At 65.6% G+C, this 19,592-nt stretch carries 16 protein-coding genes and 3 pseudogenes; 10 read left to right on the top strand and 9 right to left on the bottom strand.

What is annotated here, in order from left to right:
* Both NZ951_05635 and NZ951_05630 read right to left on the bottom strand, forming a co-directional pair.
* Positions 1-477 (bottom strand): hypothetical protein, encoded by a 477-nt coding sequence (locus NZ951_05635; protein MCS7207398.1) that lies wholly within the window; start codon positions 475-477, stop codon positions 1-3.
* 15 nt (positions 478-492) lie between these two features.
* Positions 493-1,395, bottom strand: a complete 903-nt coding sequence (locus NZ951_05630) for an LLM class F420-dependent oxidoreductase (GenBank protein MCS7207397.1) — start codon at positions 1,393-1,395, stop codon at positions 493-495.
* A gap of 404 nt (positions 1,396-1,799) precedes the next feature.
* Here NZ951_05630 and cimA point away from each other — a divergent pair, with 404 nt between their 5' ends.
* From cimA to mutL, 4 genes and pseudogenes are all read left to right on the top strand, one after another.
* Positions 1,800-3,392: a citramalate synthase gene (cimA, locus tag NZ951_05625; GenBank protein MCS7207396.1), complete on the top strand. Its 1,593-nt coding sequence runs from the start codon at positions 1,800-1,802 to the stop codon at positions 3,390-3,392.
* 60 nt (positions 3,393-3,452) lie between these two features.
* Positions 3,453-6,107, top strand: a complete 2,655-nt coding sequence (mutS, locus tag NZ951_05620) for a DNA mismatch repair protein MutS (protein MCS7207395.1) — start codon at positions 3,453-3,455, stop codon at positions 6,105-6,107.
* A gap of 35 nt (positions 6,108-6,142) precedes the next feature.
* Positions 6,143-6,592 carry a hypothetical protein gene (locus NZ951_05615; GenBank protein ID MCS7207394.1) on the top strand — a complete coding sequence of 150 codons (450 nt, stop codon included), beginning with the start codon at positions 6,143-6,145 and terminating at the stop codon, positions 6,590-6,592.
* A gap of 65 nt (positions 6,593-6,657) precedes the next feature.
* Positions 6,658-7,566, top strand: a pseudogene (gene mutL, locus NZ951_05610) (DNA mismatch repair endonuclease MutL).
* Positions 7,567-7,642: 76 nt separating this feature from the next.
* Here the strand turns inward: mutL and NZ951_05605 are convergent.
* Positions 7,643-7,750 (bottom strand): annotated as a pseudogene (locus NZ951_05605) (energy transducer TonB).
* On the opposite strand from NZ951_05605, the gene NZ951_05600 reads away from it, so the two are divergent.
* Complete coding sequence (locus NZ951_05600; protein MCS7207393.1) at positions 7,717-8,328, top strand: hypothetical protein; 612 nt, start codon at positions 7,717-7,719, stop codon at positions 8,326-8,328. The pseudogene NZ951_05605 and the gene NZ951_05600 overlap by 34 nt on opposite strands.
* Positions 8,329-8,333: 5 nt before the next feature.
* Here NZ951_05600 and NZ951_05595 read toward each other — a convergent pair whose 3' ends face one another.
* The 6 genes from NZ951_05595 to NZ951_05570 are packed head-to-tail and all read right to left on the bottom strand — an operon-like array spanning position 8,334 to position 15,353.
* Positions 8,334-9,122: an SDR family oxidoreductase gene (locus tag NZ951_05595; protein ID MCS7207392.1), complete on the bottom strand. Its 789-nt coding sequence runs from the start codon at positions 9,120-9,122 to the stop codon at positions 8,334-8,336.
* Between the two features lie 52 nt (positions 9,123-9,174).
* Positions 9,175-10,323 (bottom strand): galactonate dehydratase, encoded by a 1,149-nt coding sequence (gene dgoD / locus NZ951_05590; protein ID MCS7207391.1) that lies wholly within the window; start codon positions 10,321-10,323, stop codon positions 9,175-9,177.
* Positions 10,324-10,375: 52 nt separating this feature from the next.
* Positions 10,376-11,668: an MFS transporter gene (locus NZ951_05585; protein MCS7207390.1), complete on the bottom strand. Its 1,293-nt coding sequence runs from the start codon at positions 11,666-11,668 to the stop codon at positions 10,376-10,378.
* Positions 11,669-11,689: 21 nt separating this feature from the next.
* On the bottom strand, positions 11,690-12,586 hold the full coding sequence (locus tag NZ951_05580) for an ABC transporter permease (protein MCS7207389.1): 897 nt from the start codon (positions 12,584-12,586) through the stop codon (positions 11,690-11,692).
* Positions 12,587-12,595: 9 nt separating this feature from the next.
* Entirely contained in the window at positions 12,596-13,534 is a 939-nt protein-coding gene (locus NZ951_05575; GenBank protein ID MCS7207388.1) for an ABC transporter permease, read from the bottom strand.
* Positions 13,535-13,541: 7 nt separating this feature from the next.
* Positions 13,542-15,353, bottom strand: coding sequence for an ABC transporter substrate-binding protein (locus NZ951_05570; protein ID MCS7207387.1), 1,812 nt, complete (start codon positions 15,351-15,353; stop codon positions 13,542-13,544).
* Positions 15,354-15,577: 224 nt separating this feature from the next.
* On the opposite strand from NZ951_05570, the gene NZ951_05565 reads away from it, so the two are divergent.
* The 5 genes and pseudogenes from NZ951_05565 to NZ951_05545 all read left to right on the top strand — a co-directional run bounded on the left by NZ951_05565 (position 15,578) and on the right by NZ951_05545 (position 19,536).
* The gene (locus NZ951_05565) at positions 15,578-16,567 is read left to right on the top strand and encodes an ABC transporter ATP-binding protein (protein ID MCS7207386.1); all 990 of its coding nucleotides are present in this window, start codon (positions 15,578-15,580) and stop codon (positions 16,565-16,567) included.
* Complete coding sequence (locus NZ951_05560) at positions 16,564-17,556, top strand: dipeptide ABC transporter ATP-binding protein (GenBank protein MCS7207385.1); 993 nt, start codon at positions 16,564-16,566, stop codon at positions 17,554-17,556. The genes NZ951_05565 and NZ951_05560 overlap by 4 nt, the downstream gene beginning before the upstream one ends.
* Positions 17,557-17,661: 105 nt before the next feature.
* Positions 17,662-18,831: a mandelate racemase/muconate lactonizing enzyme family protein gene (locus NZ951_05555; protein ID MCS7207384.1), complete on the top strand. Its 1,170-nt coding sequence runs from the start codon at positions 17,662-17,664 to the stop codon at positions 18,829-18,831.
* Between the two features lie 235 nt (positions 18,832-19,066).
* Positions 19,067-19,165: pseudogene (locus NZ951_05550) on the top strand (LLM class F420-dependent oxidoreductase).
* 146 nt (positions 19,166-19,311) lie between these two features.
* Positions 19,312-19,536, top strand: a complete 225-nt coding sequence (locus NZ951_05545; GenBank protein MCS7207383.1) for a hypothetical protein — start codon at positions 19,312-19,314, stop codon at positions 19,534-19,536.
* The last annotated feature ends 56 nt before the right edge of the window (positions 19,537-19,592 follow it).

Here is a 19,592-nt window from a genome sequence, read left to right as displayed (position 1 = left end):
CTAGGGGCATTGCCCCTCGGGCCACAGGGGCCAGGGAAAGACGGCGAACTTCCAACTGCCGTCCGCCTGGCGCTTCAGACGGAACTGGTGCTCGCTGGTCCAGTCCTGGGGCGTCAGTTGAAAGGGGCGGGGGGGCGCCGGTTGGGAGAAAACCACCCGCACCACCACTGTCCCTTCGTCCCTGTAGTCCACTCCCCGTAGGAGCACGGCCGACTGCTCCAAGGTATAGCGGGCAAAGGCCACCTGGCTTTGCCACGCATCCAGGGTGCATCGAGCCTGCAGGTCAGGGGCGAGGTAGGTATAGGCCTCGGCCCACTGCTCCTGGGCCAGGGCCTGCAGGTAGCGCTGGGTAACCCCTTCGGGAGTGGTAGGGGGATACAGAGGAGGCTCCCGCCGTGTGAGGAGAACTGCTAGGACGGCGATACCCACCAGGAGGCCTCCGCCTATCCCCAAGGCGATGAGCACCCCGCGCGCCACGCCCGGCTCCTGCCTCTAGCGGAAGTGGGGCATCACTTCGCGGGCGAAGCGTTCTATGGTGCGCAGGATGGTGTCCACCGTCTCGTGGGCCACAGCGGGGACGCTATAGAAGGTATCCAGCATAAAGCCGTCCACGCCCGCTTTCTGAAACTCCTCAATCCCCCGGCGGATGGAGTCGGGGGGGCCGATGAGGGGGAACTGGGGGCTGGGGGTGTCGGTGAACTTGAGGGGGTGGCGCACCACGATGGGGAAGTGGTCCAAGCGCCGCCCCCTCTGCTCGGCCAGGCGCTGGAGGATAGGGCGGGCGGCGAGAATGTCTTGGGGGGAGGGGCGGGTGGGATGCCAGCCATCGCCCAACTCTATGGCGCGGCGCAGGGCACGCCGGCTGTTGCCGCCGATCCAGATAGGGGGGTGGGGCTTCTGGACGGGCTTGGGCTCGGCGCGGGTGTTGCTGAAGCGCCAGAACTTGCCCTCAAAGTGGGGCTCGTCCTGCGTCCACAACACCTTGTAGATGCGCAGGGTCTCGTCGCTGATCTCCCCCCGCTGGTCAAAGGGGATGCCCAGAAACTCAAACTCCTCTTTGCACCACCCCGCTGCCGCCCCCACGATGAGCCGACCGCCGGAGAGCACATCCACCGTGGCCAGCGCCCGCGCCATGAAGATGGGATTGCGATGGGCCAGGATGACCACGCTGGTGCCGAGGCGAATGCGCTGGGTGATGGCCGCCAGATAGCCCAGCACGGGCACCATCTCCAGCATCTCGGCCCCGAAGCGCTGGTGGTACTGCTTGGGCAGCAGGATGTGGTCGGTTACCCAAAGGCTGTGGTAGCCCAAGGCCTCCGCCTCGCGGGCGACCCTCTGCAGGGCCTCCACCGAGGCCACTTGCCGAAAGTGGGGTGCTGCCAATCCGAAGAACATGCCCGCCTCCTGGCACGGGTGTGGGGATGCCCTTCCCCCACTATGGGGGGTGTGGGGCAGGTTGTCAACTGCGGGGGGTTGACACAAGGGTGCAGAGGAAGTACTCTGGAGAACAAAGGCGACGACGGAGCCACATCTCGCCCTGCGGGTGTGCCCAGCGAGTCCCGTGTGGTGGAAGGGGATGCGCACCGGGGGCGTGGATATCCCTCCCGAGCCGCCGCCCGAACAGGCTTTCGGCCCCAGTAGGCGCGGACGGAGCGCCCACCGTTACCCGGGCGGGGGTGTGATAGCACCCCGGTGAGGTGCCCCTGGCAACCCCAGGGGAAGAAGGGTGGTACCGCGGGAAAGAACGCCCGTCCCTTCGGGGACGGGCTTTGTGTTTTGTGTGCAGGTAAGGAGGTGCTATGTATCAGGTCGCCCTGTACGATACGACATTACGAGACGGCGCCCAGCAGGAGGGCATCGCCCTGTCGGTGGAGGATAAATTGCGCATCACCCAGCGCCTGGATGCCTTCGGCATCCCGTACATTGAGGGGGGGTGGCCCGGCTCCAACCCCAAAGACGCCGAGTACTTTGCACGGGTGCGCCACCTGCCCTTGAAGCAGGCCACGGTGGTGGCCTTCGGCTCCACCCGTAAGGCCCACACACCTGTGGAGCAGGACGCCAACATCCGCGCCTTGCTGGAAGCCCAAACCGCCGTGGTTACTCTGGTGGGCAAGACGTGGGATTTGCATGTAACCCGTGTGCTGGAGACCTCCCTGGAGGAGAACCTGGCGATGATTCGGGACTCCATTGTCTACCTGCGGAGCAAGGGGCGGCGGGTCTTTTTTGATGCCGAGCACTTCTTTGACGGGTGGAAGGCCAATCGGCAGTATGCCCTGCGGTGCATCCAGGTGGCGGCCGAGGCGGGGGCGGCCTGCGTGGTGCTGTGCGACACCAACGGGGGGAGCCTTCCCCATGAGGTCGCCTCCGTTGTGCAGGCGGTGCGGCGGGAGGTGCCCGTGCCCCTGGGCATCCACACCCACAACGACGGGGAACTGGCGGTGGCGAATGCCCTGGCGGCGGTGCAGGCGGGGGTGGTGCAGGTGCAGGGCACCATCAATGGCTATGGGGAGCGGTGCGGCAACGCCAACCTGGTCTCCCTCATTCCAGCTTTGCACCTGAAGTTAGGCATACCGGTGGTGCCCGATGAATCCCTTCCCCAGTTGACGGCGTTAGCCCGCTGGGTGAGCGAGGTGGTGAACCGCCCCCTTGCCCCCACTCAGCCCTATGTGGGCAGTAGCGCCTTTGTGCACAAAGGGGGCCTGCACGCCTCGGGGGTGATGAAGGTAGAGGAGAGTTATCAGCACATTCCGCCCGAGGCGGTGGGCAACACCAAGCGCATCATCGTCTCCGAGTTGGCGGGGCGGGGGAATGTGCTCTACAAGATGCGGGAGGTGGGCCTGCCCGCCGAGGAGGCCCTGGCGCGCCGCATCTTGGAGGTGGTGAAGGAGCGGGAGGCGCGGGGTTTCCAATACGAGGAGGCGGAGGCGTCCTTTGAACTGCTGGTGCGCAGGGAACAGCCCGGCTATCGCCCCCCCTTTGAGTTGGTGGACTTTCTGGTGGTGGTGGAGAAGCGCCGGCGCACCCCCGAGAACGGGGGCGACCTGCTGGCCGAGGCGACGGTGAAGGTGCGGGTGAACGGGCAGGTGCTCCATACAGCCGCCGAGGGCAACGGCCCCGTCAACGCCCTGGACAACGCCGTCCGCAAGGCGTTGCAAACCTTCTACCCCCAATTGGAGGGGGTGCGGTTGGTGGACTACAAGGTGCGGGTGGTGGATCAGGGGTCGGGCACAGGGGCGTCGGTGCGGGTGCTGATGGAGTCCACCGACGGCCAGCGCACCTGGCGCACGGTGGGGGCATCCACCAATATCATTGAGGCGTCCTGGCTGGCCCTGCAGGACAGCCTGGAGTGGTGGATAGTGCACCGGGGCCTTACGCCCATCCCGCACAAGTAAACGGGTTCTGGGTGTCGGGAGCCCACACCCCCGCTATAATGGGCACAGGTGAGGGAAGCGGTGGGCACCCCGGAGAAGGCCGTCCCCATCTGGCGTCAGTATCAGCGCATCAAGCGCGCCTACCCCGATTGCATCGTCCTCTTTCGCCTGGGGGACTTCTACGAGACCTTCGGGGAGGACGCCTATACCACCTCCCGCGAACTGGAAATAACCCTCACCGCCCGCGAGATGGGGAAGGGGCATCGGGTGCCTATGGCGGGCATCCCCTACCATGCTTTGGAGGGTTACCTGGCCCGCCTCATCAAAAAGGGCTTCAAGGTCGCCATCTGTGAGCAACTGGGCGACCCCGCCACAGCCAAGGGCCTGGTGGAGCGGGAGGTGGTGCGGGTGGTAACCCCCGGGACGGTGCTGGAGCCCGCCCTGCTGGACCAGAAGGCGAATAACTACCTGTGCGCCCTGGTGCTGGAGGGGGACGCGGCCGGTCTGGCCTATGCGGACATTAGCACGGGGGAGTTTGCCGTAACCCAGTGCCCCTGGCCCCAGGCGTTGCTGGAACTGGAGCGTCTGGCGCCGGCCGAACTCCTTCTGCCCGAGGGTGCCCCGCCCCCGCCTGGGGGCAACGCCACCACGCCCCTGCCCGCCCCCGCCTTTGACCTGGAGGAGGCCACCGAGCGCCTGAAGGCCCACCTGGGGGTGCACACCCTGGAGGCCTTCGGATGTGCCCACCTCCCCCTGGCTATACGGGCGGCGGGGGCGGTGCTGTTTCACCTGGCCCGTGCCCAGAAGGGCTTCTTGGGCCTTATCACCTCCCTGCGCACCTATACCACCGAGCGCTATATGCCTCTGGATGCCCGCACCCGCCGCCACCTGGAGGTGTTCCAGGGGGGGCGCACAGGCACGGGGCCGTCTCTCCTGGGGGTGTTGGACTATACCCGCACGCCTATGGGGGGAAGGCTCCTGCGCAAGTGGCTGGCCCAGCCCCTGTTAGATATCCAGGAACTGGAGGAGCGCTTGGATCGGGTGGCATGGCTGGTGCAGCACCCCCTGGAGCGGGAGGGCCTGCGGGGGGTGCTGAAGGAGGTAGCGGACATAGAACGTCTGCTCAATCGGGTGCGGGCGGGGATGGCCACCCCTCGGGAGGTGGTGGCTCTACGCCGGGGGCTGGAGGCCCTCCCCCGCCTGGTGGAGGTGTTGCAGAAGGCTCCTCCCTTCGCCTCCCTGTGCGCCCGCATCCACCTCTGCCCCGAGGCGGTAGACCTCATCGCCCGCGCTGTTGAGGAGGAGGCATCCACCCCCGTGGGCGAGGGAGGCGTCATCAAGGAGGGCTTTTCCAAGGATCTGGACGAGGTGCGCTATGCCGCCCGCAACGCCCGGGAGGTGCTGGCGGGCCTGGAGCAGAAGGAGCGGGAACGCACGGGCATCGCCTCCTTGAAGGTGGGGTTCAACAAGGTGTTCGGCTACTACATTGAGGTGAGCAAGCCCAACCTGGCCAAAGTCCCGCCCCATTACATTCGCCGCCAGACGCTGACTGATGCGGAGCGCTTCATCACCCCCGAGCTGAAGGAGTATGAGGCGCTGATTCTCAACGCCCAGGAGCGTATCGCCGAGCTGGAGTCCTTCCTGTTTCGGCAGGTGTGTCGGCAGGTGGGGGAGATGGCCCCCCGCATCCTGGAGACGGCCCAGGCGGTGGCCGAGGTGGATGTGCTGGCGTCCTTTGCCGAGGCGGCCCAGCGGCATGGGTATGTGCGCCCCATCCTGGATGAAGCGCCCGTGATTCACATCAAAGGGGGACGGCACCCGGTGGTGGAGCAGGTGTTGCCCCCGGGGGCCTTCGTTCCCAACGACACCCTCCTGGACACGCGCCAAAACCAGATTCTGCTCCTGACCGGCCCCAACATGAGCGGGAAGTCCACCTACATTCGCCAGGTGGCATTGATGGTGCTGATGGCCCAGGTGGGGAGTTTCGTGCCCGCCCAGGAGGCGCGCATCGGGCTGGTGGACCGCCTCTTTACCCGCATTGGCCTGCAGGATGATTTGGCCGAAGGGCAATCCACCTTTATGGTGGAGATGGTGGAAACGGCCCACATCCTGCATCACGCCACGGCTCGCTCCCTGGTGCTCCTGGACGAGGTGGGGCGGGGCACCAGCACCTATGACGGCCTGGCCATCGCCCAGGCGGTGTTGGAGTATCTGCACAACCATCCCCGTTTGGGGTGTCGCACCCTGTTCGCCACCCACTACCACGAACTCACAGCCCTGGAGGGGGTTTTGCCCCGCTTGCGCAACTATACAGTGCAGGTGCAGGAGGAGGGGGGGAAGGTGGTGTTCCTGCACCGCATCGTGCCGGGCAAGGCCGACCGCAGTTATGGGGTGCATGTGGCCCAGTTGGCGGGGATGCCCCGAGGGGTGGTGCAGAGGGCTTGGGAGGTGCTCCGCAGCTTGGAGGAGAAGCGGTCTGCCCTTGCCACCCCCACGTTGGAGCGCCCCGCGCGCCGGGACGGCACCGCCCAGCAACTTTCCCTGTTCGCCGGGGTTGGGGACTCCCTGCTCCAGGAGGTGTTGGCGCTGGACCTGCACAACATCACCCCCTTAGAGGCGTTGACCTTTCTGTATCACCTGCAGAGCAAGGCGCGCGCCCTGTTCCCCGCGGCGCCACCGGCGGGACGCCCTCCCCCCCTGGGGACGCCGGGAAGGAAAGGTTGGGAGAGGGGGTAGCCCTAGCACAGACCCTGCAGGACACCTTTGGGAGGATGCCGATGCGCTCCCTCAACCTCTTTTTTGATATGGACTACACCATCCTGGCCATGGATGGCACCTTGCGCCCTTTGGTGAAGGAGGTGTTCCAACGGCTGCGGGAGGACGGGCATACCCTCCACATCTGGTCGGGGATGGGGGTGCGATGGGGGGAGGTGCGCAGTGTGGGGCTGGCCTCCTATGTGGTAGGGGTGTATGAGAAGCCGTTGCAGAACTATCGGGCTGCGGTGGAGCGTCTTGTGGCTCAGGGGGTCATTCCACGCATGCCCGATGTGGTGGTGGACGATTACCCGGAAATCGTGTCGGCGTTGGGGGGGATTGTGGTGCGCCCGTACTTTTGGCCCAAGCCCGACGACCGGGAGATGGAGCGGGTCTACCGCATTATCCGCGACATCGCCCTCTACGGGCACAGTAGCGACGACGCCTATCGCCGCCCCACCGTGTAGGAGCATCTGTGCCTATCCGTGTTCTAGACCCCGAGGTGGCTGCCCGCATTGCAGCGGGGGAGGTGGTGGAACGTCCCGCCTCGGTGGTGAAGGAGTTGGTGGAGAATGCTCTGGACGCGGGGGCGACGCAGGTGGTGGTGGAGGTGGTGGGTGGGGGGATGGAGCGCATCCGCGTCTCCGACGATGGGGTGGGCATCCCCCAGGCCGATGTGCCCCTGCTCTTTCAGCGCCACGCCACCAGTAAACTGGCGTCGGCGAAGGATCTGGAGGCCATCGCTACCCTGGGCTTTCGGGGGGAGGCGCTGTATAGTATCGCCCAAGTCTCCTGGGTGAGTCTGTTGACGCGCCATCGGGACGAGGAGCAGGGGACGCTGGTGGAGGTGCGGGAGGGGGCGGTGCTCCGTCGGGAGCCCGCCGGGGCCCGCGTGGGGACGACCCTAACGGTGCGGGGTCTGTTCCGCAACGTGCCGGCGCGGCGCAAGTTTTTGCGTTCCCCGTCGGCTGAAGCGGCCCGCTGTCAGCAGGTGGTGTGTGCCTATGTGCTGGCCTTTCCCCAGGTGCGCTTCACTCTGCAGGTGGACGGGCGCACGGTGCTCACGGCGCCGGGGAATGGCAACCTGCGGGACGCCGTGGGGGCTGTCTATGGCTCCCAGGTGGCCCAGGCGTTGGTGGAGGTTCAGGGGGAGGCCCCCGAGCGGGGGTGGAAGATATGGGGTCTGGTGAGCCCGCCGGATCTGCACCGCTCCCATCGGGGGAACATCAGCATCATTGTGAATCGTCGCCCCGTGCAGGCGCGCGCCCTGGCCTTCGCCGTGGAGGAGGCCTATACGGGCCTTCTGCCCCAGGAGAGGCATCCCCTGGCCGTGGTGCACCTGACCCTTCCCTCCGAGCAGGTGGATGCCAATGTCCACCCCAGTAAGGCTGAGGTGCGCATCGCTGCCGAGGGGGAAGTGGCGGGGCTACTCCAACGAACTGTGCGGGAGGCGGTGGTGGCTCGTAGTGCTGTCCCCCAGGTTGCGGTCCCCTTACTGCGGCCCGAGGTTGGCCCTGCCCCGCCTCTGGGTGGGCGGGGGGGAGGGGGCACGGTGCGGGGGCGCGGGGAGGCGCCTGCGCCCACAGCGGGGGTGGCGTCGCCCCCTGCGCCGGCGTTGCGGGTGGCTTTGCCCGCGTTGCGCCCCCTGGGGCAGATGGGGGCGTGCTACATCGTGGCCGAGGGGGCCGAGGGGCTGTACCTGATAGACCAGCACGCCGCTCATGAGCGGGTGCTCTTTGAACGGGTGTGGGAGCGTCTGCGCCGCCGCGAGCCGTGGACGCAGGGCCTTTTAGAGCCCGTGGTGGTGGAGCTTTCGCCTCCCCAAGCCCAGGCCCTGGCCGACGGGCAGGACGCCATCGCCCAGGCGGGCTGGCAGGTGGAGCCTTTCGGTGAGCGGGCGGTGCTGGTGCGGGGGATGCCCGCGCCTTTGGTGGGCAAACCCCCCCGCCCGGCTTTCTTGGACTTTCTGGATGCCCTGCTGGGGGACGACCTCCCCCAGGGGATGGGGATGGAGGCGCGGGTGGCGGCTGTGGTGGCCTGCCACAGCGCCGTCACGGCGGGGATGCTCCTCTCGCCCCAGGAGATGGCCTCCCTGTTGGAGGACCTGGGGCGGGCAGAGGATCCCTACACCTGCCCTCACGGGCGACCCACCCTGGTGCTCCTGTCCCGGGCGTATGTGGAGAAGGAGTTCCGCCGCCGGTAGGGGTGTTAGACGACGGGGCTGGTGCCCCCGTCTATGTTGATGGCCACGCCTGTGATGTAACTGGCGCGCTCGGACGCCAGGAAGACAATGACATCGGCAGCTTCCTCGGTCTCGCCCACACGTCCCAGAGGCACGCTCTTGCCCATCTCGGCGTAAAACTGCTCTAGCGTCAGGGTGGGGTTTTGCTCTTTGGCCTTCTGATAGCGCCGTTCGTGCTGAGCGCTTTTGACGAGGCCGATGCAGACGGTGTTGACCAATATGTTGTAGGGGGCGAACTCTTTGGAGAGGGCCTTGGTGAGGGCGATGCCGGCGGCGCGGCTGACGGAGGTGGGGACGGAGCGGGCGACGGGGGCGCGCCCACCGATGTTGGTGACATTGATAATCCGCCCCCACCGCTGGGCCTTCATGGTGGGCAGGACGGCACGGGTGAAGCGGATGGCTGGCCACACCTTCAAAGCGAAGTCGGCCTCCCACCCTTCATCGGAGACGGATTCAAAGGGGTGGGCGGCGGAGGTGCCGGCGTTGTTGATGAGAATGTCTATCCTTCCCCAGTGGGCTAGCACCGTATCCACGACCCGCTGCACATCCTCTGGGCGCGTTACATCAGCGGGGATGGCCAAAACTTCGCCCCCCTGGGCGCGGATGGCCTGGGCGGCCTGCTCCAAGGGGCCGGGGCGTCGGGCGCAGATGGCCACCTTGGCCCCCTCCTGCGCCAGGCGCAGGGCGGTTGCTTTCCCTATGCCTTCGCTCCCTCCGGTTACAATGGCAACCCGTCCTTTCAGGCCGAGATCCATATGCTCCTCCTGTAGGCGTGGGGGAGTGAGTCTCTCCTCTGCAGAGCGACGGCTAGAAGTACGGTCCGCCCCAGGGGGCGGGCAGGGGGTGGGACACAGGCGGATACTTGCGAATCACCTCCTCGCGGATGTCGGCCCCCAGGCCGGGGCCGTTGGGGATGCGGAGGGAGCCCTTTTCGTAGGTGATGGGGACGGTGAGGATTTCGTTATACAAATCCAGATAGGGGTAGAAGAACTCCTGGAAGATGCAGTTAGGGATGGTGGCGTCCAGGTGGAGGCTGGCCAAGGTGGAGATGGGGCCGTTGGGGTTATGGGGCTGGACGGCGACGTAGTAGGCCTCGGCCATAGCGGCGATTTTCTTGGTCTCCAGGATGCCCCCGGCGTGGCAGACATCAGGCTGAATGATGCGGGCGGCGTGCTTCTCCAGGAGGGTGCGGAACTCCCAGCGGGTGAACAGGCGCTCGCCGGTGGCCACGGGGATACGGATGGCGGCGGCCACTGCGGCCAGGGCGTCCACATTGTCGGGGGGGATGGGCTCCTCGTAGAAGAAGGGGTCAAAGGCCTCCAGTTTGTGGGCCATGCGGATGGCGCTCCACACATTGAAGCGCCCGTGGCACTCAATCAGCAGGTCTACTTTGGGGCCGACGGCCTCCCGCACGGCGCGGACACTGGCGATGGCGAACTCCTCGTCCTCCTTGCCGATGACCTGGCCGGCGTTGCCGAAGGGGTCCCATTTGAGGGCGGTGAAGCCTTTGGCCACCATCTCCTGGGCGCGGCGGGCGATGGTATCGGGGGTATCGGGGCCGAAGTAGACCCCCCGATGGAAGGCCCAGGCGTTGGCGTAGGCGCGCACTGTATCCCGCACCTTGCCCCCGAGGAGTTCGTACACGGGCACCCCCAAAGCCTTCCCCTTGATATCCCACAGAGCCTGCTCCACCCCGCTCAGGGCGGTGAGGACAATCACACCCCCGTGCCAAAAGGTCTTCTTGTAAATGGTCGTCCAGATGTATTCAATCTGGAAGGGATCTTGGCCGATCAGGAAGTCCCGGAAGGACTCCAGGGTGCGGATGACGGCGGCATCAAAGCGCTCTAAGGTGGCTTCCCCCACACCGGTCAACCCGCTGTCGGTGTAGATTTTCACGAATGTCCAGTTGGCGTGGCCACCCTGCATAGGGAACACGCGCAGGTCGGTGATTTTCATGGCGTCCCCTCCCAGGGGTTCGGGGGCATTATCCCCTGTGGGCGGGGAGTCGTCAAGGGCGGGGAGGGGGCGCCACCTGAGGCGGAGTGGGGGGGCGAGCTCCCACCAGCAGGAGAGCCGCTGTCAAGCCTGTGCCCGCGTATAGCAGGAAGGCCGTCTGGTAACTGCCGGTGGCGTCGAAGATCGCCCCGGCCAAAAGGGCTCCCACAGCCTGTCCCCCTGCCACGAAAGGCTCGGCAAGACCTCGGATGCTTCCCAGGAAGCGGCGCCCGAAGTAGTTGGCGTAGGCGACGGAGGGGAGGACCAGCATGCCTCCCAGCCCAAAGCCGAACAGGGCCGTTACCCCGAAGGCTTCTGCCACTGTGTTCACCTGGGCGAAGAGGACGGAGGCGAGGGCGATAGTGCCTGCCGTCGCCACATAGAGCCAGCGCACCGGGAGGCGCTCCGACAGGAAGCCCCACACCAGGCTCCCCCCGCCCGTGCAAGCGGCGTTGACGGCGATGGCGAAGGCGGCCATGCTCGCCGCCAGGCCCTTATCCCGCAGGTAGGCCCCCTGGTGGATGTTCACCCCGGCGTGGACGCAGAAGAGCAGGCCCCCCGCCAGAGCCAAAAGCCATAGGGCTGGGGTGCGCAGGGCTTGGGCCGTGGTGAAGGAGGTGTCGGGGGGAGCGGGGGGAAAGGGCTTGGGGCCTCCAGGGGTGGGGGGCGTGGAACCATCGGGGGCAAGGCCCATCTCCTCGGGCTTGCCCACCAATAGCAGGGCCACGGGGAGCACCGCCACGCCCCACACCAGCAGGCCCAGCCCTACCCAGGCCTGCCGCCACGCCTCGCCCCCGCCCAGCGCCATAAGGCCCTGGGCGATGAGGGGGAACAGGCCCATACCCAAGGCGTGGGCCAGGAACAGGAAGGCGTTGGCCCTCCCCCGCAGGCGGATGAACCACTGGGAGACGGCCACCGACGCCCCAATCTGGATAGGGCTAGAGAAGAGGACGCGTCCGACAGCGTAGGCCAGGTAGAAGACCAGGGGGGTGCTGGCCCAGCCAAGGGCCAGGGTGGACAACCCCAGAACCACCACACTCCCCAGGAGCACCCGGCGGGGGCCGTAGCGGTCCACGGCCCAGCCGGAGAGGGGCGAGGCGGCGGTGGCCAGGATGCCCCCCAGGCTGGCCGCTCCAGCGATGAGGGTGCGGCTCCAGCCGAGGTCAGCGGCCATGGGGTACACAAAGACGGCCAGCGTCAGGCTGGCCGCCGCATTGCGCACGAACATGGTAGAGCCGGCCGCCCCCACCACTACCCAGCCATAGAACACGGGGAGACGCCGACCGACGGCGCGGGCTACCTGCACCCTTGCCCTCGGGGAATACCGTTACAGTTGGCGCAGGCGCGGGTCAAAGCGGTCGCGCATCCAGTCGCCCAAGAAGTTGAGGCTCATGACCACCAGGAAGATGGCCAGGCCGGGGAAGAAAGAGACCCACCAAGCGCTGTGCACATAGTCGCGCCCGTCAGCCACCATGACACCCCAGGCAGGTGTAGGCGGGGGGATGCCCGCACCCAGGAAACTGAGGATGGCCTCAAAGAGGATCAGTTGCCCCACCCGCAGGGTGGCGATGACGATCACGGTGTTCAAGACGCCGGGGAGGATGTGGGTAACCATAATGCGCAAAGTAGAGGCTCCCGCCACCTTGGCCAGAGCCACATAGTCCTTTGTCTTGAGCACCATGACCTCCGCCCGCACATTGCGGACGAAGGGTGCCCACGCCAAAAGGGCCAAAAGACCGATCATCACTCCGAAACTCTGCCCGAAAACGATGACGATGGCCAACGCCAAGACGATCAGGGGTAAGGACAGCCAGATGTCCACAAAACGGCTGATGATTTCGTCCAACAGGCCCCCGAAATACCCGGCGATGATGCCCAAGGTCGTCCCCACCAGCAGGCCTGTGGCCAAGGAGATGCCCACCACCATCAGGGAGACCCGCGCTCCGAACATCAGACGGCTGAGGATATCCCGTCCGACGGGGTCGGTGCCCAGCAGATGTTCGGAGGTGCCCTTCGCCGTCCAGGCGGGGGGGATGTTGCGCTTGACCAGGCTAGCCTTGACCGGATCGTGCGGGGCCAAAACGGGGGCGAAAATGGCTGTAAAGACCATTGTGGTGAGGATGACCAGGGGGATAACCGGCCAACGGGTAAGGGCGGAGAAGGCTTTGCCCGGCAGGGCCAGCACCAGGCGGTTGCGGGGAACAGCGACAGTTACATTGGCCATGGCATCCCCCTAACTGATGCGGATACGGGGGTCAATGACGGCATAGGCCAAGTCGGTGAGGAAGTTGAGCACCAGGTACCCGGCCGTGAACACCAGCACGCATGCGGTAATCTGGGGGAAGTCGTCGTTGAGCACGGACTCATAGGCCAGGCGGCCCACCCCGGGCCAGGAGAACACCGTCTCCACCACGACGGCGCCCGCCAGGAAGCCCGCCAAAATAATGGCCGAGAGGGTCAGCGGGGGGATGAGGGCGTTGCGGAAGGCGTGTTTCCAGATGACCATCCACTCGCTGACCCCCTTGGCCCGGGCCAACTTGATGAACTCGGCGTCCAGCACCTCCAGCATGGCCGAGCGGGTGAGGCGCAAATAGCCCGCCGCCGCCAGCCACCCCAAAGTTATGGAGGGCATGATGTAGTTGCGGATGGCGATGCCCTCCCCCATGGTGCCGGTGGGGAGCAGGCGCAGTTGGACGGAGAAGAGGAGAATGGCCATCAGGCCCACCCAGAAGGGGGGGGCCGCCTGGCCCATCATGGCGAAGGCGCGTGCGATATAGTCCCAGACGGTGCCCCGCTTGACGGCCGAGAGCACCCCCAGGGGCACTCCCACAAAGGTGGCGAACAGCCACGCCGCTAGGGCTAACCGCAGGGTGTTGGGAATCCGCTCCGCTATCTTTTCGGCCACAGGCCGGCGGTCCATAAGCGACTCCCCCAAATCCCCTCGCATGGTGTCCCCTAACCAGAGGAGATACTGGACGATGAGGGGCTTGTCCAAGTGGAGGCGCCGTCCCAACTCCTCCCACATGGCGGGGGAGAGGCCGTACCCGCCGGCCTGGGCATACAGGTAGCGCGGGTCGCGTCCGCCGGCTCGGGACATGAAGAACACCAGCATGGTGGCCCCGATGAGGGCCAGGATCATAAAGATGAACCGGCGGACGAGGAAGCGAACCATCCCTCTCCTAGCGGGCGGGCACCACGCTCTCCAAGTTGTTCAGGCCCCCCAGGTTGCCGTTGGCGTTGGGCAGGATGTCCCAGGAGGCGATGCGGCGCGGGTTATAGATAAGCAAGAGGGGAGCCTCGATGGTGCCGGGCATCAGCATCCAGTGGTAGGAGTAGTCGTGGAACTGGTCCACAATTTGCTTCTGCTTGAGGGGATCTATCTCAGCGGCAGCCTTGAGGTAGAACTCGGTCATCTTGGGAATCTCCATGCCCACGCCGAACCCACCCGAACTGATGGCGCTGTTGGTGAAGCCCTTGGCCCAGCGATAGGGGAAGGCGGACTTGCCATCGTCGCCTGGGAAGATGATGGGCTTGGAGGTGGTGCGCTGCACCAGGCCTGGGCGGTAGACCGTGTAGGCCACCTTCTCAATGTCGGTCTTGATGCCCAACTCGGTCAGCCAGACGCTAGCGATGGCCTCACACAGTTCGCTCCAGATAGCGGGGGTAAAGCAGTGCATCTCCATGTTGACGCCAGCGGGCCAGCCCCCGGCCTCCCGCAGCAGCTGGCGGGCGCGGGCGGGGTCGTAGGGCACCTTCCATTTCTCTTGGAACTCCTTGTGGGCCACGGACACATAGCCGATGTGCACGGGCCGGCCCAAGCCCTGCAGGATGGCCTGATTCAGCGCCTCACGGTCAATGGTCAAAGCCAGTGCCCAACGGATTTTGCGGGCCTGCTCGGCGCGGGCGGGGTCATCGTCGGGGTTGGGGGAGACCCAGGGCTTGGTCAAGTCCAGTTTGCGGTTGAGGGGCTCGCCCGTGATGGGGTGGCGCTTCTCCCAATAGTTGCCGGTGAAGTAGATAACCATCTGGTCGTAGTTGCCTGTTTCGGCAGTCTTCAGACCTGCCCGCACCAGGTCGGGCACATCCTTCAGGGCTGCCTGGACGATATCCGCCTCACCCGTCAGGGCCATGGCGCGGCGGGTGGCCGTCTCGGGCACCTCCAGGATGCGCACGGTCTTGAAGCGGGCCGTCTGCCGCCAGTGGCGATCCACCGCCTCCATAAAGATGCCCTTGTTCTGGGTGTATTCCACCATCTGGAAGGGGCCGGTGCCGATGAACACGGTGCGCATCCGCTCGGGGCCCAGTTCGTCAAACACCTTCTTGCTGGTCACACCAGCGGTCTGCCAGAAGAGGCTGAAGCGGTGGCGAAGGCCGCGGCTGTCAAAGGTCTCATACCAGAGGCGGACGGTGTACTTGTCCAGGGGCTCCATCTTTTTGATGAGGGGGTAGAAGTCGCCGGCCTGGCCGTGGATGCTTTCGGGGGTGGTGCGGGAGTTGGCGTCGTTGAAGGAGAAGGCCACATCCTCGGCGGTCATCTCCCCATAGCCTCTGTGGAACTGGATTCCCGGGCGCAGTTTGAAGTCCAGCCAGCGCGGGGGCACCTGGGTATCCATAGTCCAGGATTCGGCCAGGATGGGCACTTCGGGCTTCTCGCCGGCGATGTCGCCCGAGGCGGGGCGGAAGAGGGTCTCCATCACACTGGCGAGGTAGACGTTCTCGGCGCACCCGGCGGTGCAGAAGCGGGGAGTCCCAGCGGGCACATTCACCGTGGCGACGGCGACGGTAAGGGTGCCGGTGGGGGTGATGACGGGGGGTGGGGTGGGCGTGGGCGGGATGGGTGTGGGGGTGGGGGTAACGGCGACGGCGGGGGCGGGGGCGGGTGCCCGTGTAGGGGTGGGGGTGGGCGCTGCCGCCGGCCGACACGCCCCCACCAGGAAGAGGGCCAACCCCAGCACGCCGATGAGGATGAGCGACCACCGTGTCCTCTGCATGGCCTTCCCTCCCTATACACTTTTTCCCTATCTACTGGGGTGGTTCCGATACACTCCCCTGCAAGCCCTCCACTATGGGGGCATAAGATCCCCTGCTGTAGGCTGGAAAGGTGGCCGTATTATAGAAAGGCGTTGGGGCGTTTGTCAAGAGTTTTGCAACGATTTTCGCAAAGGGGCTTGACAGGACACCCTAAGGCTTCTAGAATAGGGCCACAACGAGGCCCATGGTGCAGGGAAAGGCGTTCCAGGACGTGGTTCTGCGGGTGCGGGACCTGCGCACCTACTTCTACACCCGCTGGGGTGTGGTGAAGGCGGTGGATGGGGTCAGTTTTGACCTGCACCGGGGGGAGACTTTGGGCATCGTGGGGGAGTCGGGGAGCGGGAAGTCGGTTACTGTCCTCTCCATCATGCGCCTGGTGCCCTCGCCCCCGGGGAGGATTGTAGGGGGAGAGGTGCTGTTGGACGGGGAGAACCTGCTCACCCTCCCCGAGAGGGAGATGCAGAAGGTGCGGGGGAAGCGCATCGCCCTCATCCTGCAGGACCCCATGACCTCTCTGAACCCTGTGCTCTCCATCGGCGACCAGGTGATGGAGGCGATTCGCATCCACCAGAAGTTGCCCAACAAGCGGAGCCTGGTGGAGCGGGCGGTGCAGGTGCTCAAGCAGGTGCGCATCCCCGCTGCCGAGGTGCGCATGCGCGATTACCCCCACCAACTGAGCGGGGGGATGCGCCAGCGGGTGGTGGGGGCCATCGCCATCTCCTGCGAGCCCACGGTGCTGATCGCCGACGAGCCGACCACCTCCCTGGATGCCACCATCCAGGCCCAATACCTGCGCCTGCTGAAGGAAATCCAGCAGGAGACGGGCCTGTCCATCATCTTCATCACCCATGACTTCGGGATCGTGGCCAAGATGTGCGACACGGTGGCGGTGATGTATGCGGGGCGCATCGTGGAGAAAGGGGATGTGCGCCGCATCTTCAACAGCCCCGCCCATCCCTATACCAAGGCTCTGCTGGCCTCCGTCCCCAAGATGGAGGAGGATGTGGAGCGCCTGTACTCTATTCCCGGCCAGCCTCCCGTGTTACACAATTTGCCGCCGGGGTGTCCCTTTGCCCCCCGCTGTGTCTATGTGCAGGAGCGCTGTCGGCGGGAGTATCCGCCGAGGGTGGAAGTAGCCCCGGGGCACACTGCAGCGTGTTGGACACTGGTATGAATGGGTCGCCGTCTGACGGACAGGTGCTCTTGGAAGCCCGGGAGGTGAAGAAGTACTTCCCGGTGGGGCGGGGGCTGTTCCGCAAGCCCGCCCTGTTGAAGGCGGTGGACGGTGTCTCCTTTGTGATTCGCCAGGGGGAGACGTTGGGACTGGTTGGGGAATCGGGATGCGGGAAGACCACCACCGCCAAGATGGTGCTGATGCTGGAGACGCCCACGGCAGGTACCATCCTCTTTGAGGGCCAGGATGTGGTACGCATGGATGGTGCCCAGAGGAAGCGGTATCGCCAGTCGGTGCAGGCCGTGTTCCAGGACCCGTGGGCGTCCCTGAACCCCCGCATGCGGGTGGGGAAGATCGTCGCCGAGCCTCTGGACATCAACCTGAAACTGTCGCCCCAGGAGACGCGGGAGCGGGTGGCCCAGTTGTTGGAGAATGTGGGGCTGAACCCTCACCACGCCACCCTGTATCCCCACGAGTTCAGCGGGGGCCAGCGCCAACGCATCGCCATCGCCCGCGCCTTGGCCCTGAACCCCAAACTCATCGTTCTGGACGAGCCGGTGTCGGCACTGGATGTGTCCATCCGCGCCCAGATTATGAATCTTTTGAAAGACCTGCAGAAACAGTTCAACCTGAGTTATCTGCTCATTGCTCACCACCTGGCTACGGTGCGCTATATGTGCCATCGGGTGGCGGTGATGTACCTGGGGCGCATCGTGGAGTCGGCTCCCAGCGGGGAGTTGTTTGATAACCCCCTGCACCCCTACACTAAAGCCCTCCTCTCCGCCGCCCTCCCCTCCCATCCCGATATCCACCGGGAGGAGATCATCCTGACGGGGGAGGTGCCCTCTCCCCTCAACATTCCCAGGGGGTGCCGGTTCCATCCGAGGTGTCCCTTCGCCATGCCCCACTGTTCCCAGGTGGAGCCTCCGACCCTGGAGGTGCGCCCCGGGCATCAGGTGGCCTGCCACCTGTATGGCTCGGCCAGTTGACCCCTCCGGTCCCTGACCGCTCATCGGCGGGCCTTCGGCGTCCCCTGCCCCTCTTGGGGGGCGTAGGATATACTAGGCAAGACCCCGGCTGTGAAAGGAGGCGCCGTGAAGATTACGCGGGTGAGCGTGTTCCACGTGGACGGAGGATGGCGTCCCTGGACTTTTGTGAAGGTGGAGACGGACGCGGGGATTGTGGGGTATGGGGAGTGTAGCGATAACCGCTTGCCCCACAGCATCGCTGGGGCGGTGCGAGACCTGGAGCCACTGGTGCTGGGGCGGGATCCGCACCATGTGGAGATGATCACCCACGATATGTATCGCGCCGCCCGCCACGCCCCCGGGGGTGTGGTGCAGAAGGCCATCGCCGGCATAGACCTGGCCCTGTGGGACATCAAGGGGAAGGCGCTGGGGGTGCCGGTGTATTCCCTGTTCGGGGGGCCGACGCGCGACCGGGTGCGGGTGTATTGGTCGCACTGCGGGACGACCCGCGCCCGCCACGCTCACCTGGTGGGGAAGCCCCCCATCCGCACGATGGAGGACATCGCCCGCTTGGGGCGGGAGGTGGTGGAGCGGGGCTTTACGGCCCTGAAGACCAACATCATCATCCCCGGTGACCCGGCCGAGGTGTGGATGCCCGGCTTCGGCGGCCCCCCAGGCACCAGCGACCGGGTGGTGGAGCCGTGGCTCCTGCGCCACATCCAGACCCTCATCGGCACCTTCCGCCAGGCCGTCGGCCCCGATGTGGACATCAACTTGGACCTGAACTTCAACTTCACCCCGGAGAGTTGTATCCGCATCGCCAAGGCCTTGGAGCCCTATAACCTGCTGTGGCTGGAGATCGATAACTACAACCCCGAGGCCCTTCTGCAGATCAAAATGTCCACCGCCACCCGCATCACCTCGGGGGAGAACCTCTACGGCATCCGCGGCTACCGACGCTTTTGTGAACTGCAGTGCGTGGACCACCTGATGATTGATGTGCCCTGGAATGGCTTCGGGGAGTCCCGCAAAATCGCTACTATGGCCGAGGCCTACGATATCAACATCTCCCCCCACAACTACTATAGCCACCTCTCGTCCCACATCAGTGCTCACCTGTGCGCCACCCTCACCAATGTGCGGATTATGGAGATAGACATAGACGATGTGCCCTGGAAGGACGACCTGTGCACCCCACCCGAGTTTGAGAAAGGGTATATGAAGGTCTCCACCAAGCCGGGATGGGGTGTGGAGTTCAACGAGAAGGTGGCTCTCAAACACGCCTGGAATAAGTAGTGCTGGAGGGAGGATGGCAGGCAAGGATATCACCTTTGGGGTCGCCCTGCAGATGGAAACGGTGGTGGATATGGCACGGGAGGCGGAGGCTTGAGGCTATGACCGGGTGAGCATCGGCGAGCAGGTGATGGATGGGCGTCCCCGCCCTGGCGGCCGCCGGTGGGGCAACCCGCCGCATTCGTCTGTTGACGGGCATTGTCCTTATCCCCCTCTAGCATCCCGTTTTGCTGGCCATCCCGTCCAGGAGCCCCATTCCCCCATCTGGGTGGCCGGACGGGAGGAGCCCGCCATGCGCCGCGCCGCCCGCTACGGGGACGGCTGGTATCCCTTCCTGTATACCCTGCGCCGATTGCAGTCCAGCGGGGAGAAAAAAATTCGTTAGTTTGCCGCCCAGGAGGGGTGCGACCTCTCCCACTTCCGCTGGGGGGTGCTCCAGCCCATCGCCATCGCTCAGGATACGGCCGAGGCCCTGCATCTGGGGTGGCCACAGTAGGCCGGCGCTACGCCACGGAGCGTATGAGCGCCCAGGATGTGGCCCAGGCCCTGTGCATCACGGGCACGCCCCAGGATTGCATCCGAGAGGTGGAGGCGCGCCTGGCCCTGGGGGTAACGGATGTGGTGTTCCAGTTCCAGGGGACGCCCCCGCAAGCCTGGGAGCAGATGCGTTTAGTCGCCCAGCAGGTGCTCCCCCACTTCCGAGGGTAGGTGGTTGTCGTCGACCAAGACGCAGTCCCTTCACTGGGGCACACCTTGCGTCCCCA

This window comes from Dehalococcoidia bacterium (assembly GCA_025060295.1).
Taxonomy (GTDB): domain Bacteria; phylum Chloroflexota; class Dehalococcoidia; order Lucifugimonadales; family HRBIN23; genus HRBIN23.
This window is presented reverse-complemented; position numbering and strand designations above follow the sequence as displayed.